General features: G+C 32.0%; 8 protein-coding genes. 6 read left to right on the top strand and 2 right to left on the bottom strand.

What is annotated here, in order from left to right; translation table 11 throughout:
- Positions 1-29: 29 nt before the first annotated feature.
- From WG945_RS04480 to WG945_RS04460, 5 genes are all read left to right on the top strand, one after another.
- Positions 30-2,108 (top strand): GDSL-type esterase/lipase family protein, encoded by a 2,079-nt coding sequence (locus WG945_RS04480; RefSeq protein WP_068452037.1) that lies wholly within the window; start codon positions 30-32, stop codon positions 2,106-2,108.
- A gap of 16 nt (positions 2,109-2,124) precedes the next feature.
- Positions 2,125-3,306, top strand: coding sequence for a glycoside hydrolase family 27 protein (locus tag WG945_RS04475; protein ID WP_068452034.1), 1,182 nt, complete (start codon positions 2,125-2,127; stop codon positions 3,304-3,306).
- 15 nt (positions 3,307-3,321) lie between these two features.
- Entirely contained in the window at positions 3,322-6,810 is a 3,489-nt protein-coding gene (locus WG945_RS04470; RefSeq protein WP_082864305.1) for a family 20 glycosylhydrolase, read from the top strand.
- 183 nt (positions 6,811-6,993) lie between these two features.
- Positions 6,994-10,116, top strand: coding sequence for a SusC/RagA family TonB-linked outer membrane protein (locus tag WG945_RS04465; RefSeq protein WP_068452028.1), 3,123 nt, complete (start codon positions 6,994-6,996; stop codon positions 10,114-10,116).
- Between the two features lie 19 nt (positions 10,117-10,135).
- Complete coding sequence (locus tag WG945_RS04460) at positions 10,136-12,049, top strand: SusD/RagB family nutrient-binding outer membrane lipoprotein (RefSeq protein ID WP_082864304.1); 1,914 nt, start codon at positions 10,136-10,138, stop codon at positions 12,047-12,049.
- 131 nt (positions 12,050-12,180) lie between these two features.
- Here the strand turns inward: WG945_RS04460 and WG945_RS04455 are convergent, their stop codons facing one another.
- Complete coding sequence (locus tag WG945_RS04455; RefSeq protein WP_068452025.1) at positions 12,181-12,891, bottom strand: LytR/AlgR family response regulator transcription factor; 711 nt, start codon at positions 12,889-12,891, stop codon at positions 12,181-12,183.
- Between the two features lie 45 nt (positions 12,892-12,936).
- Entirely contained in the window at positions 12,937-13,734 is a 798-nt protein-coding gene (locus WG945_RS04450; protein WP_317039196.1) for a sensor histidine kinase, read from the bottom strand.
- Positions 13,735-14,246: 512 nt separating this feature from the next.
- On the opposite strand from WG945_RS04450, the gene WG945_RS04445 reads away from it, so the two are divergent.
- The gene (locus WG945_RS04445; RefSeq protein ID WP_068452018.1) at positions 14,247-16,502 is read left to right on the top strand and encodes a GH92 family glycosyl hydrolase; all 2,256 of its coding nucleotides are present in this window, start codon (positions 14,247-14,249) and stop codon (positions 16,500-16,502) included.
- Position 16,503 lies beyond the last annotated feature (1 nt).

Below are 16,503 nucleotides of genomic sequence, written 5' to 3'. Positions count from 1 at the left end.
GATTAATATTTTATTGAAAATAAAAAAAAATGAATGCAAAAAATGACTATTTACTAACGCTGATTTTGTTGTTTTTTGCCTTTATATGCAATAGCCAAATAATAAAAGTAGCATGTATTGGAGACAGCGTAACATATGGTTCAGGAATTGAAAACAGAGAAGACAACTCGTATCCAGAACAGTTGCAACAATTATTAGGTTCAAGTTATAGGGTTAAAAACTTTGGGTATCCTGGTGCTACCATGCTAAAAAAGGGGCACAAGCCGTATTGGGAAAAATCAGAATTTAAAAAATCACAAGAATTTACGCCAAATATTGTCATTATTCACTTAGGGCTAAATGACCAAGGCAATAACAATTGGCCAAAACACAAAGACGAGTTTGAAAGTGATTATTTAGATATGATTGCGGTTTATAAAAAATTGCCTTCAAAACCAAAAGTTATAATCTGCAAAATGACGCCTACTTTTTCTGGACATCATTGGTTTGAAGAAGGTATGCGAGAAAATTTTAAAGAAATACAATCTAAAATTGAAGAAATAGCAGCAAAATCTTCTGTTGAAGTGATAGATCTACATGAACCTTTGTATCGCTATCCGGAGTTATTTCCAGATAATTTACATCCTACAAAAGAAGGTGCTAAAATAATTTCTAAAAAAGTTTATGGTGCTATAAAAGGAGATTATGGTGGTTTACAATTACCAATGCTCTATGCAGAAAATATGGTGCTTCAAAGAAACAAGCCTATAAAATTTAATGGAATCGCTAATGTGAATGAAACTATTACAGTTCAATTTAAAAACCAAATAAAAATTGCAAAAACCGATTTTAATGGACGTTGGAACATTAGCTTTTATCCCATGGAAGCAGGAGGACCTTATGCCTTAAAATTCTATACAGCAAATAAAACTATTGAGATAAACAATGTCTATGTTGGTGAAGTTTGGTTAGCTTCTGGACAGTCTAATATGGATTTTAAAATCAGAGATATGGAAAGTGCTTCCACTGTTTTAAAAGATTCTTTAAATAAAAACGTTTTCCTATTTTCTATGGATGGGAAAGCATTGTCTGGACAAAAATTTAACGAACAAGACCTTCTAAACTGTAATACCAAAGATTATTTTAAAAATACTGGTTGGATTACTTCAACAGAAAATAATCTAAAAAACTTTTCTGCGGTTGCTTATGCCTTCGCGTATAAACTTCAAAAAAAATTAAACGTACCTATCGGTATCATTTGTAATGCTGTTGGTGGTTCTCCTATTCAGAGTTGGATTAGTAGAGAATCTATGGAGCAAAAACATGAAACCATCAATTTACTAAATGACACACATTTAAACCCTATGGTAGATAAATGGGTAGCAGACAGGATTGTATTGAATATGGAAGATGTTGCCAAAAATAAAATAAAAGCAAGACATCCATACCAACCTACATTTTTATTTGATTCAGGGATTTTACCAATTAAAGAGTATGCCATTAATGGTGTTATTTGGTATCAGGGAGAATCTAATACAGAACAATTAGAGCTGCATTCTAAATTGTTTAAAATGTTAGTAACCGATTGGCGTACTCATTTTAATAATAAAGAATTGCCTTTCTACTATGTTCAGTTAAGTAGTATTGATAGACCAAATTGGGGACCATTTAGAGATTCACAAAGATCTTTATTAGAGATTCCAAATACAGGTATGGCAGTTTCTATGGATGTAGGTAACAAAAAGGATGTTCATCCGAAGAAAAAATGGATTGTTGGAGAGCGGTTGTCAAATATTGCACTTCATAAGAGTTATAATTTTAATACTGCTTTTTCCGGACCTCTTTTAGATTTTGTAAATGTAAAAGGTAACATTTTAGAAGTTTATTTTAAATACAACGAAGGGTTAAAAACGATAGATAATCTATCTGTAAAAGATATTTTTATAGCTAATTCCGATAAAAAATTTGTTCCTGCAAAAGCTAAGATTGTTAAAAATACTCTGCAGGTTTGGTCGTCAGAAATTAAAAAACCTAGATATATAAAATATGGCTATACGTCTTTTTCTAGTGGGAATTTAGTTAACAAACAAGAGTTACCTGCTTCAACATTTTCTAATATTATTGAATAATTTAAAAAGTAAGTACATGAAAACAAAAGTGCTTTTATTAATGCTAATCTTATTTTTAACAAACGAAATTATTGCTCAGAAATTTGAAAACTTAGCACAAACTCCACCAATGGGATGGAATAGTTGGAACAGTTTTCAATGTGAATTTGTAAATGAAACCGTGATTAAGGAAATGGCAGATGCCATGGTAGAAAAAGGATTAAAAGATGCCGGTTATGAATATATTGTTATTGATGATTGCTGGCAAATAGGCCGTGATAAAAATGGATATATTATAGTAGATAAAAAGAAGTTTCCTTCTGGAATTAAAAGTCTAGCCAATTATATACATTCAAAAGGTCTAAAATTTGGAATTTATTCAGATGCTGGTATAAAAACTTGTGCTGGTCGTCCGGGAAGTAAAGGGTTTGACACACAAGATGCAGAAATGTATGCTAAATGGGGTGTAGATTATTTAAAATACGATTGGTGTTTTACAGAAGGACAAGATGCTAAAATATCGTACAAAAAAATGCGTGACGCCTTGTATAAAACAGGTAGACCTATTGTTTTTAGTATGTGTGAATGGGGTGAAAATAAGCCTTGGGAATGGGCAGAAGACGTAGGTCATTTATGGAGAACAACTCTAGATATAGATATGAAAGGTAGGTTTGATGGCGATATTTGGGACAATCATCTTGGTTGGACAACTATTTTAGATATGCAAGTTGGCTTAGAAAAATATGCTGGTCCAGGGCATTGGAACGACCCAGATATGTTAGCAGTTGGAAATAATGATATGCCAGAAAATGAGGCTAGAGCACACTTTACCATGTGGAGTATGTTGGCAGCTCCACTTATGGCTGGCAACGATTTAAGAAATATGTCTGTAAACGATCAAAATATTTTAACAAATAAAGAGCTAATTGCTATAAATCAAGATGTTTTAGGTAAACAAGGTTTTAAGATTGAAGACATGGGGAATTTTGAAATTTGGCAAAAACCATTATCAAATGGTGATATGGCAATTTGTTTATTCAATAGGGAAACGAAAGGAAAAAAATATCAAGTAGATTGGTCTAAAATTAAAATAAAGGATTTTTCTGGAACATATAAAGTAAAAGATCTTTGGAAAAATAAAGTAATTGGGACTACCGATGCTAATTTTACAATTGAAATTCCTAGTAGAGATGTTGTGGTATTTAGGTTGATGAAATAATAAAACTCTTTGAATATGAATCATTTTTTTAAATCAAGTTTCTTTTTAATAGCTCTTTTACTGCTGTCTATTAATATGTATTCTTCTAATTTATTGAGAGGTAATCTTCAAGCAAAGTATCCAGTAATTCCAACACCTCAAGAAATTAATTATGGTAATGAAGAGATAGCGTTTAAAACGATCAATATTACGAAGTCTAATTTTAGAAATGTATCGAATAAATTAGAAGCATTCTTTTATGCTAAAGGAATTAAAGTATCATCAAAAGGCTTAAATATTCAAATTATAAAAGCAGAAATTCCTGTTGATAATAGTGATGAGGCGTATCGGTTAGTTATCGATTCTAAAATTAAAATTTGGGCATCTACAGAAAAAGGCGCTTATTATGCGATTCAAACTTTAAAACAAATTTTTAGAAAGTACGGTAAAAAAGGACGTTTTCCAAAACTTGAAATTACAGATTGGGCAGCATTTAAAATTAGAGGTTTTATGCACGATACAGGAAGAAATTTTCAGTCTGTATCTCAATTAAAAGAACAGATTGAAGTGCTTTCTCAATACAAATACAATGTGTTTCATTGGCATTTAACAGATGATCCTGGTTGGCGTTTAGAGAGTAAAATCTACCCAGAATTACAATCAGAAGCAGCAACTTCCCGTGGCAAAGGGAAGTTTTATACACAAGAAGACTTTAAAGATATCTTGGCATTTTGCAAGGATAGAAACATCACAGTAATTCCAGAATTTGATATTCCTGGACATTCTAGAGCTTTTAGAACTGCGTTAGGTTTTAAATCGATGAAAGATGAAAGAGCACTGCCTGCTTTATTGGCATTGTTTGATGAACTTTGTTCGTTGGCCGATCCAGAAGAAATGCCTTATATCCATATTGGCACAGATGAAGTAAGGAACAGCGAAGAGTATGTTTCTAAAGATTTTGTGTTAGAAATTATGAAACGAATTAAAGCAAAAAATAGAGAGCTTATTGTTTGGAAAGAAGGTATAGAAATAAAAGAAGATACAACCTCTATAAATCAATTATGGGCACAGCACGAACCAAGAGCAGGACATCGTTTTATAGATTCGAGAGCTAATTATATTAATCATTTAGATCCTTTTGCAGGCATGTCTAGATTGTATTTTCAACAACCTTGCAGGCAGCCAAAAGGAGATGAATTTGCTTTAGGAGGTGTTTTGTGTGCATGGCCAGACAATAATGTAAATAATGAAAGAGATATTTTAAAGCAAAACCCTATTTATCCTTCTATCTTATTTTATGCTGATGCGATTTGGAAAGGGAGGAAAAAAGATCATTTTGAATTTTGGGCAAAATTACCATCAAAAGAAACAGACGCTTTTAAAGCGTTTCAAAAATTTGAAGAAAAAGTGATAACTCACAGAGATTTGTTTTTTAAGGGAAAGGAGTTTCCGTATGTAAAACAAACAGATGTTTTATGGAATATAATTGGTCCTTTTGATCATAAAGGAGATGTTTTAACAGCGTTTGAGGTCGAAGATACTTTAAAGCAATCTTATAAAAGTAATGGAAAAACATTTAATTGGTCGGAATCAGTGGTTGGCGCTACGGTTCATTTAAAACATTTTTTTAATTTCTCCGCTTTAACAAGTCAGAAAACCGGAACTTTTTATGCGCGTACTCAGATATACTCACCAAACAATAGCACACAAGATTTTTGGATTGGTTTTCAGGGTTGGTCGCGCTCTGGCGGACGTAGAGTTGGTCCTTTTCCAGATCAAGGGCAGTGGCACACTACAAATCCTAAAATTTGGGTAAACAATAATGAAATAGCACCACCTATTTGGCAGCAACCCAGTTTGGGGACTAAAACAGATGAGATTCCGTTTATAGATGAAGATTATTTTTATAGAGAACCAACCAAAATCAATTTGAAAAAAGGGTGGAATACAGTACTCTTAAAAATACCACAAGATAGAAATTCATGGAAATGGATGTTTACCTGTGTGCCTGTAACTGTTAAAAATGAGGGTGTAAGTGAGGTTAAAGAATTAAAGTTTAGAACCGCTTTTAATATGACTTCTAAAGTTTCTCTGAGTTCTTTCCCTAAAAACTATCAACTTTACGCCAGAGATTCTAATAATAAAGCAATCATTAATATTTCTGGAAAAGTAGACAGTTCTGTAGATAGTTTAATAGTTAAGGTACATAGATCACAAGGTACTGTTACAAGAACAGCTATTGCAGTAAAAGCACAGTTTTCTGTTCCGATAGAAATTGATGCAATTAAACATAATTATACGATAGCTCTTTTTGTAAAAGCAAAGAATAGGGAAGAGGTTTTTATAAAAAAAGCGACTCACGTTACAGCTGGAGATGTTTATGTTATAAATGGACAATCGAATGCGTGGGCTATAGACTATGATAATGCTTATAATAATAACCATTTACCAGAAAATGCTAAATGGGTGCGTACTATTGGGGCAATGCATGTTTACAACCAACCTGCTATTTTGCCAGAAGCAGAAAATACAGATTGGTACTTGGCTAGTGGAAAAGCACCAGATATTCGCAGTGGGAAAGAACTTGTAGGCAGAGGTATGGTGGGTGTTTTGGGAATGAATATTGGCTTAAATTTGGTGAAATCAGAAAATGTACCTATTGCTATTATTAATGGAAGCGGAGGTGGAGGAGCGATTTCTTACTATCAAAAAACAATAGATTATGATTTGGATAAACCCTATGGACGTTTACAAAAGAGGTTAGAAGCCTCGGGGTTAAAAGGGAGTATAAAAGCCTTTATCTGGAATCAAGGTGAAAATAATGCTGGAGATAGTATAGTGCATTATAAAAAAGCGCTTAAAAGGTTATACAACGATTTAAAAACTGATTTTTCGTTTGAAAAATTTTATATCATTCAAACTCCTCCAGGGTGTAATTCTAATATAGGACATCAAAATGTTAGAGAGGCCCAAAGACAGTTTGTAAAGGAACATGAAAAAATAAAGATTCTAACACGCCACGGTTTTTTAGAGAACCCCAAGACTGAGGATGGAAGTTATTTTTTATCAGATGGCTGTCATTACCATGCGCATGGTTATGAAGTTTTAGCAAATTGGATTTCTAATTTAGCCAAATATGATTTCTATGGTGGAGAAGTAGATTACCAAGCTCCCCAATTAATTGAAGTTCAGCTAGAGTCATCTAAGTCTTTAATTATAGCGTTTGATAAACCGATTGTTATTCAATCTAATTTATTGGTTGATGGCATTTTTTATGCTGTTAAAGATCATTTATTTGCTTTAAATAATCATAAAACATCTTCTATTTCAAAAATAGAAGTCTTAGCAGAAAACTCAAAAAAGATAAGATTAACATTCTCGGAACAGTCCTTGTTAAAAGGAGATCGCTTAACGTATATTTTAGGGGATAATTATTTTTTAAGATCAAAACCTTATAGCGGGCCTTGGCTTGTAGATAAAGTTACTGGAGTTGGGGCTGTTGGTTTTACTTCGGTTTTAGAATAAATTGCAATAATTTAACTTAATCTTAGCACTTGTTATATTGAGAAGTTACATGTTTTTATTAATCAATAATTTTAACCAACACCACTTATGTTTAGTTGTTAGTCGAAAATAATTAATGGATTGTGTTTTATTTTGTTAATTTAAACTTAATTTAACTTTAAATAAAACTAAATTCAAAAAATTATGACAAAAAAGGTACTTCAATTACTGTTTGTGTTGGGCATTCTATGCACATACGGTATGCAGGCACAAACAACTGTAAAAGGGAGTGTTGTAGAAGCAGGGAGCAATTTAGCACTGCCAGGAGTTAGTGTAGTTATTAAAGGCTCTACTGCTGGTACTACAACTGATTTTGATGGTAATTATAGCATTAATGTAGCAGGATCAAATACTATTCTACAGTTTTCTTACATGGGGTTTGCTTTGCAAGAAATTGTAGTTAATGGGCAGAAAGTTATTAATGTTACATTGGTGCCAGATGTTAGTCAATTAGACGAAATAGTAGTAACAGCTCTTGGTATTAAAAGAGAACGTAAATCTTTAGGATATGCGGTTCAAGAAGTAAAAGGAGAGAGTTTAACAGAAGCAAGAGAGTCTAACGTTGCTAATGCTTTAGTAGGTAAGGTTGCAGGTGTGCAGATTATTAAAGGAAGTAATGGTCCTGCTAGTTCTTCAAAAATAGTATTGAGAGGAAATAGTTCATTATCTGGAGATAACCAACCTTTAATTGTTGTCGATGGAATCCCTATGGATAACTTTACAGGAGCAGAGAACACAGATTTCTTTAATCCTTCTCAAGATTTAGGAAATGGTTTAGGAGATTTAAATGCAGATGATATTGAAACGATGACGGTTTTAAAAGGTGCTTCTGCTGCTGCTTTGTATGGTTCTCGTGCAGGGAACGGTGTAATTTTAATTACAACTAAAACGGGTAAATCTAGAAAAGGTCTTGGTATTACAGTTTCTGTAACTACTGGTTTTGAAAGATTATTTATAACACCAGAAATTCAACAGTCATTTGGACAAGGAAATGAAGGTGTGTATGTAAATGATTCTCGTGCAAGTTGGGGACCTCAAATTACGGGTCAGACTGTAACGGATTTTAAAGGTGATCAAACTACTTTAAGAGCGTATGATAATATCGATAATTTTTATAATGGAGGATTTAATCAAAATTATAGTGTATCATTTCAACAACAAGTTACAGATGCAACATCATTATATACTTCTGTAAATTATTTAGAGAATGAAAGTAATATTCCAGGATCTACATTAGAAAGGTTAAACTTAACTACTAGAGCGGTTTCTCATTTTGGTGAAGATAATAAATGGACTTCTGATGTAAAGGTGCAGTATATTAATACGCAAGCAGGTAATAGACCTTTAAATGGTAGTAATAATAACAATGCTTTTGCTACGTTAGCTCAATTACCAGTATCTGTAGATATTACTCAATTTGAAGAAAGTTCAGATCAATTTGGTAACATGAGATGGTTTGTTTCTGAGAATGCAGAAAACCCATATTGGTCTGCAAAAAACAGATTGAGTGAAGACGCAAGAGATCGTTTCTTATTAAATGGATCATTAAAATATAAATTTAATGACTGGTTAAGTTCAGAGCTAAAAGCAGGAGCAGATTTATATACGACTACTACAGAGTCTAAATTATATTCTGGCAGCCCGGGAAACAATACAGGTAGGTATAGTTTTGGTAAAGATTCTTTTATCGAGAAAAATTACAGCTTATTATTAATTGCAAGTAAAGATAATATCTTTGGAAAATTTGGAGGTTCTGCAACGTTTGGTGGTAATTTAATGTCACGATCCTCTGATAATATTAGTGGAAATTCTGGGGATTTAGTTGTACCAAACTTATTTACATTAAATAATGGTGTAAATCCAGCAAATATTAATCAAGGTTCTAGTAATAGAAAAACAAATTCTATTTATGGTACATTCCAAGTTAATTACGATGGGTATTTATTTGTCGATTTTACAGGTCGTAATGATTGGTCTTCTACGTTAAGTGAAGAAAATAGATCTTTTTTCTACCCTTCTGTGAGTGCTTCTTTTGTTTTTACAGAGATGTTAAGAAAACAAGATGTAGACATGCCTAGTTGGTGGAATTTTGGAAAAATAAGAGCATCTTATGCAACTGTTGGTAATGATTTGTCTCCGTATGAACTTTACAATTTCTATACGATTGGTAATGATGCAAATGGTAATACTACTGCGGGTACTAATAACGTATTGTTTAATCCAGACTTAAAAAGTGAGTTAATTAAATCTAAAGAAATTGGTTTTGAAGGTAGATTCTTTAATAATCGTTTAGGATTAGATTTTGCATACTATCAATCTAACGCAACAAATCAATTAATAAATTTACCATTAGATCCTTTAAGTGGATATAACTCTAAAAAAGTAAATGCCGGCGATGTTCAAAATAGAGGTTTTGAATTGTCTTTAAATGGTAGAATTCTTAACAATCCAGAAGGTTTAAACTGGGATTTAGGTGTGAATTACTCTAAAAATGATAACACTATTGAAAGCTTAGCAGAAGATGTGACTCAATATGCTCTAGGAGGTTTTGATAATTTAGCTGTATTAGCTATTGAAAATGGAGTTTATGGAGAAATTTGGGGAACTAAATATGCAAGAGTAGCTGATGAAGCGAGTGCTAATTTTGGACAAATTATAGTAGATGGTAATGGTTTGCCAACTGCAACATCAGAAAAATTTAAATTAGGTGAGCAACAGCCAGATGCTATGGTTGGTATTTCTAATACGTTTACTTATAAAAACTTAACTCTTGGTTTTTTAATTGATGCACGTTTAGGGGGAGAGATTTTCTCTGGATCTAACCATGCATTACAAGCTTCTGGAAACGCATCAGCAACAGTAGTTAATGGAGATAGAGCAGATTTTATCGTAGAAGGAGTAGTTAGTGATGGTAGTGGAGGTTTTACGGCAAACAATACTGCAGTTTCACCACAAGATTATTGGACAGCTATTACTGCAAGAACAGGTAACTTAGGTATAACTGAAGCGAATATTTTTGATGCTACAAACATCAGGTTAAGAAATGTAAATGTTAATTATAATTTAAAAAGTAAGTGGTTAACGGATTCAGGAATTCAAAATGCTAAAATTGGAATTTCTGCAAATAATGTGTGGATGATAAAAAATAACTTGAATGGTATAGATCCAGAATCAGTTTTTGCTACGTCTACAAATGCTACAGGTTTTGAATATCTTTCTCCTCCTACAACAAGTAGCGTGTTTTTAAATCTATCATTAAGTTTCTAAAAATTAAAAAATATAAGTAATGAAAAAAATATTAAAAAATACAAACTTACTTGTTCTAATGCTATTCGCATTTATGTCTTGTTCAGATTTTGAAGAGATAAATATCAATCCAACTGCAGCAAATAAGGATCAAGTTCAAATAGAATACTTTATTAATAGTTCTATTGGTGGTGCTCAGCAAAACCCACATATTTCAGAACGTATTTTTGTTCTTTATTGGAATGATGCAGGTAGAATGACAAGAGTTGGTACTTTGTCAGAAGGAAGCGCTAATGATGGTTGGTCTAGTGATTATTACAACGGATATGTATCGTCATGGCTAAGAAACATTAATGCAGGTATTAAAATTGCTGATGAGCAAATAGCTTCAGGTAATTTTAGGGAGCATACACCAAACCTTAAGCAGGTTGCAAGAATTTGGCGTGCATATATTATGAGTGAAATGACTGACAATTTTGGGCCAATTCCAATTAATGGTTTTGAAGGGGTTAATCCGGAGTATAGTGATGTAAAAGAAGTGTATTATTACATGTTACAAGAGTTAGATGAAGCTACTAATGCATTAGATCTTACAGTTTCAAATCCTGATGATGCATTAAAGAAATTAGATCCAGCTTACGAGTATGATTTTAAAAAATGGCAAAAATATGGAAATTCTTTAAGAATGCGTTTAGCAATGCGTTTGTCTGAAGTAGATCCTGCAAAAGCACAAGCAGAATTTGAAAGTGCAGTTAGTAATGATTTTATTACAGAAGCTACAGATAATTTTTCTGTAAAAGAAACAGCAGGATGGAGTGATTATACAGGTGTTATAACAAGAGAATGGTGGGATCATGAGGTTTCTGCAACACTTAACAATTTAATGATTGGTTTAGGTGGGGTAACTTCTCAAAGTTTGTTATCTGCAGATAAGCATGGCTATATTAAACCTGCAAATTATATGGGGCTTAAGTTTGATGATCATTTTACGTCTATGACGAATGATCCTTCAGCAGGTTTCTTTTTTGATGGATTGCACAATAAGATAGATCCTAGAGCGTATGATTTATTTAAAATTCCAGGAGATTTTTCAGATCCAGAATTTAACTCATACCCTTCATGGAACAGTAATGCTAGCACTACTAAAAGAAGCCTTGTAGATGCTTCTGATAATATTGTTAAGGAAATAGAGTCAGCTTTTACATGGAACGCTTACCCAGGTGGTAATTGGGGAGACAAAGGGTCTAAAAACAAAGTGTATGGTTTTACAGGTACATTACCTCGTTTAGCTAATAAATATAGAAATAACTCTAATAGTAGAATCTTCTTTGCTTCTTGGGAATCTCACTTTTTAATAGCTGAAGCCGCAGTAAGAGGTTGGGCAGTTCCTATGACTGGTCAAGTAGCTTATGAGCAGGGAATTGCACAAAGTTTTGCATACAATGGTGTTGCTAGTCATTTAACTAACTATTTAACTTCTCAAGATTACAGTAGAGTAGGTACTTCTGTTAGTTGGTCGCATACTACAGAGCCTTCTTCTTCTGTTCTTGTAACTTATTTAGATGGATATTCAAACTTACCTGGAACAATGAATTTACAGTATCCAGATAATACAATCTATAAAAATGGAGCAGTAAAGAATGACCTTTTAACAAAGATTATTACTCAAAAGTTTATTGCGCAAACACCATGGTTGCCTTTAGAAACTTGGAATGATCATAGAAGACTTGGGTTACCATTTTTCGAGAATCCAGCAGTGGAAAAGCCTTTAACGGACATGCCACAATTAACAAATGGAAACTTTATGACCAATAGGATTGATTTTTATGGTCAACGTTTAAAGTATCCTTCAAATTTTTCTAGTAATATTCCTGGAGGATACCAACAAGCAGTTGGTAAGTTAGGAGGACCAGATACTGTATTTACACCATTATGGTGGGCACAGCAAAATTAAAATTTAAGGATGCCAAAAAGGTAATACTTGGTTTTTAGATGTAAAGAAAAAGGAGAGCTTAATAGCTCTCCTTTTTTATTGTTATTTATTTTGTAAATTTATTTGGTATTGTATGTTCTTGTTATAAAAAATTAAATAGAAGATTTTAAGATTATATCCTTTACTTCATTTATGTAAGATCTTCCTATAACATACCTCATTCCATCAATTTCAATACTATTACCTTCTACAGCATCAATTTTATTCATAGCGATAGTATAGGATCTATGTATTCTAATAAAATTATTTTTAGGTAATAAATCTGTAAAGCTAGATAAGGTACTGTGAATTAAAAACTTGCCGTTAGTGGTGTTGATTTTTAAGTAGTCCTTAAGACTTTCTATAACCAGTATTTCATCTAAGAAAATTTTTTTCATTTTTTTCTTATCAATTTTAATAAAAAGATATTGGCGTGTATTCTTAACAGGGTTTGTAACGTTGTTAATGTCTAATCTACTATATACCTTATTTATGGCTTTCATAAATCTATGAAATTCATAAGGTTTTACTAAATAATCAATAACATCAAATTCGTAGGCATCTATAGCAAATTCCGTATATGCACTAGTAATTATAATTAAAGGAGGGGTTTTTAGACTTTTAATAAAATTAAGTCCGTCTAAAACAGGCATGTTAATGTCAAGAAATATAAGATCAACTTTATTGTTTTTTAGAAAATTTAAAGCATCAATTGCATTGTTAAAAGAGTTTACTAATTCTGCATCTTCAATTTGTTCTAAGTAATTTTTTACAACATTAACCGCTAAAGGTTCATCATCAATAATTAAGCATTTTATTTTCATACACCTTAACATTCATAAAAAGTTTTATAGAAAAAATAAGTACAATTAAGTTACTTTAATTTTTAGCTCTACAGTAAACTTATCATTAGTATTTATAGTTAGTTTATAGTCGTTTTTATTATAGCCTAAAGTTAACCTTTTTTTTACATTCTCTAAACCTATACCACTGGAATGTTCAAAAGTACTTTTATTTTCTGATACTGCAGGTAGTGGGTTGGTAATTGTAAAATAGAGGAAGTCTTCTTTTATAGTAAAGTCAATATCAATCTTTTTAACACCTATGTTTTTATTAACACCATGTTTAAAAGCATTTTCTACAAAAGTAAGTAGTAAAATAGGAGAAATTTCTTTGTCTTGAATATCTCCGGAAATAGACATGTTAATTTGTAACAATTCATCATGTCTAATTTTTTCTAAATCTAAATAATTCTGAATGCATTGTATCTCATTGATTAAAGATTGTCGCTTAGATTTTGTTTCATAAAGTAAGTAGCGCATGAGCTCGGAAAGTCTTAAAATTATTTTGGATGTTTTTTCTGACTTTTCTAATGCAAGAGAATGAATATTGTTAAGTGTATTAAAAAAAAAGTGAGGAGATACTTGCGCTTTTAAAAACAATAATTCTGTTTCTAATTGTGTTTTTTCAAGATCTGCAACGAGTTTTTGCTTCTCTAAAAAATCTAAAGTAACCTTAATGGCTGTAACAAAAGTTATCACATATACTTCTCCTATCATCATGTCTAAAACGTAATTTAATGACAGCGAATTAATAGGCTCAGGGCCTTCTGGCCAAACTTCATTACTTATTAAAAAATAAGTTAAATTAAATTTTGTGACCACCATTAAAAATATTGCAATAAAAAATAGGGAGATGTATAACGTATATTTTCTTTTGAATAGAAATTTTGGCATCAAAAAAAGGATATTAAAATAACATAAAGAGATGTGAATTGGAAACCCTAATAAGTTTGTTTTTAGAGAATACAAATAGTCATTAAAATAACTGCCCCAACGGAATGTGTTGAAAAGAAAATAAATAGACCAAAAAATAATGTGGTGCCAAAAAGAGATTTTATAGAGGTGATTAGATTCAAAATTCATTAATAAAAATCTTTTTTTTGATGTTTAGGAGAGTTGTTGTGCTGTCCGTCTAAAATTATTTTAATTGTGGTTAAATTTATGAATTTTTATAGAATAAATAGATTTTGTCTTTTTGATTTTAGAAATAAAATTATTAGTTGAGGATATTTATAAAATAATGATACTATTTATTCATAAAAAAGAAAACTCTTTTAAGTATTTTAGTTTTGATAAAAGTAAATATTGAGTTTTATAATTTTGTTTAATACATACACATGAAAAAAAAACACCTAATTATTCTTTGTTCTATTTTAATGGTAAGCTGCTCTAAAAATTCAGAAACCATAAATAATACTCAAGAAGAATCTTCAATAAGCTTTGTAGATCCTTTTATAGGTACTGGAGGACATGGTCATACGTATCCTGGCGCAACTGTGCCTTTTGGTATGTTGCAGGTAAGTCCGGTAAACGGTATTAGTGAGTGGGACTGGTGTTCTGGTTATCATTATTCAGACGATGTTCTGGTTGGTTTTAGTCACTTAAGTTTAAGCGGAACAGGTATTGGAGATTTGGCCGATATTATTTTTATGCCGGTAAATAAAGACGTAGATTTAACTATAAGCCCACAGTCTAGAGATAGCATTTCTTATAAATCTTCTTACAGTCATAAAAATGAGAAGGCATCTCCTGGATATTATCAAGTTTTTTTAGAAGATCATGATGTTAATGTCGAATTAACAACCTCTAAAAGAACAGCAAATCATAAATATTCATTTAAAAAAGGGGATAAAAATTCTGTTGTCATCGATTTAGGCTTTGCTATTAATTGGGACAGACCTTTGGAAACTTCTTTAAATATTGAAGACGAGTTCACTATAAGTGGAACTAGATTTAGTAAAGGTTGGGCTAACAATCAAAAAGTATTTTTTGTCGCTAAATTTTCAAAACCAATGGTCAGTCATAAGTTATATGCTGATGGTAATTTAACAGCTGAAAAATCAGCAAAAAGCAAAAAAACATCCACACAATTATTTTTTGATACAGATGATAAAAATGAATTGCAAGTAAAAGTAGCACTTTCATCAGTTAGTATAGAAAATGCAAAAGACAATTTAGATACTTCTGATTTTAATTTTGAAGGCGTAAAAACTTCTGCAGAGAACTCTTGGGAGAAAGCATTGTCTAGTTTTAATGTAGAAACAAAAACAGACTCTTTAAAAACTATTTTTTATACCGCATTGTATCATGCACAGCTAGCTCCTGTTACGTTTAGTGATAAAAACGGACAGTTTAGATTAGAGAATGATAGTATTGTAACTGCAGAAAATTACACGGCATATTCTACTTTATCTCTTTGGGATACTTTTAGGGCAGAACACCCTTTATTAACCTTGATTGCTCCAGATAAAGCATCGGATATGATTAACTCTATGTTGGCATATTACGAGCCTAAAAAAATATTACCAGTTTGGACTTTGTATGGAAACGAAACAAATACAATGACGGGCTATCATTCCATACCTGTAATTGTAGATGCGTATAGAAAAGGTATTCGTGGTTTTGATGCGGAAAAAGCATACGAAGCAATGAAAAACACCATGCTGCAAGACGAACGTGGCTTAAATCATTATAAAAAATACGGATATATTCCTTATAATCTAATAGATGAATCTGTAACGATTTCTTTAGAATATGCTTATGATGATTGGTGTGTTGCAGAAATGGCAAAAATGTTAGGAAAGGAAGAAGATTATCAATTTTTCTTAAATCGATCTAAAGCGTATCAACATTTATTTGACAAAGAAAGTGGTTTCATGCGTGGGAAATCTCAAGACGGAAAATCGTGGAACGAACCTTTCGATCCAAAACATTCTAACCACAGAGAGCAGACAGATTATACTGAAGGAAATGCTTGGCAACACAGTTGGTTTGTACCTCATGCAGTAGATAATTTAATAGAAATTCATGGTGGTAATAAAGTTTTCACAAATCGTTTAGAGCAATTATTTACAGAAAGCTCAGAAATTACTGGTGATAATGTTTCTGCAGATATTACGGGGCTTATCGGTCAATATGCACATGGTAATGAACCGAGTCACCACATTGCGTATATGTTTAATCATGCAGCACAACCTTGGCGCACTCAGTTTTGGGCACGTACTATTATGGATACGCAATATAATACAACACCAAACGGATTGAGTGGTAATGAAGATTGTGGGCAAATGAGTGCTTGGTATGTGTTGAGTTCTATGGGAATATACCCTATGAATCCGGCTTCTGGAGAATATGAAATTGGAACTCCAATTTTTGAAAAAGCAACGATGAATCTTCCTAATGGTAAAACATTTACTATTGAAGCAGAAAATGTATCTGACAAAAATTTCTATATTCAATCGGCAACTTTTAATGGCGAAGTTTTTAATAAAACAGCTATTTCACACGATGCTATTTTAGAAGGAGGGAGCTTGCTTTTTGTAATGGGGGCTAAACCTAATAAAAATTGGGGAGTAACAGGTAAGCAACAATAAC

Source organism: Polaribacter atrinae (assembly GCF_038023995.1).
In the GTDB taxonomy this organism is placed as follows: domain Bacteria; phylum Bacteroidota; class Bacteroidia; order Flavobacteriales; family Flavobacteriaceae; genus Polaribacter; species Polaribacter atrinae.
The sequence above is the reverse complement of the archived record's forward strand: the minus strand, read 5'-3'. Positions and strand labels throughout refer to the sequence as shown.

Coding starts and splice junctions, on each gene's coding strand:
- WG945_RS04465 (WP_068452028.1), top strand. CDS start 6,994: ATGACAAAAAAGGTACTTCAATTACTGTTTGTGTTGGGCATTCTATGC.
- WG945_RS04455 (WP_068452025.1), bottom strand. CDS start 12,891: ATGAAAATAAAATGCTTAATTATTGATGATGAACCTTTAGCGGTTAAT.
- WG945_RS04475 (WP_068452034.1), top strand. CDS start 2,125: ATGAAAACAAAAGTGCTTTTATTAATGCTAATCTTATTTTTAACAAAC.
- WG945_RS04460 (WP_082864304.1), top strand. CDS start 10,136: ATGAAAAAAATATTAAAAAATACAAACTTACTTGTTCTAATGCTATTC.
- WG945_RS04450 (WP_317039196.1), bottom strand. CDS start 13,734: ATGGTGGTCACAAAATTTAATTTAACTTATTTTTTAATAAGTAATGAA.
- WG945_RS04445 (WP_068452018.1), top strand. CDS start 14,247: ATGAAAAAAAAACACCTAATTATTCTTTGTTCTATTTTAATGGTAAGC.
- WG945_RS04470 (WP_082864305.1), top strand. CDS start 3,322: ATGAATCATTTTTTTAAATCAAGTTTCTTTTTAATAGCTCTTTTACTG.
- WG945_RS04480 (WP_068452037.1), top strand. CDS start 30: ATGAATGCAAAAAATGACTATTTACTAACGCTGATTTTGTTGTTTTTT.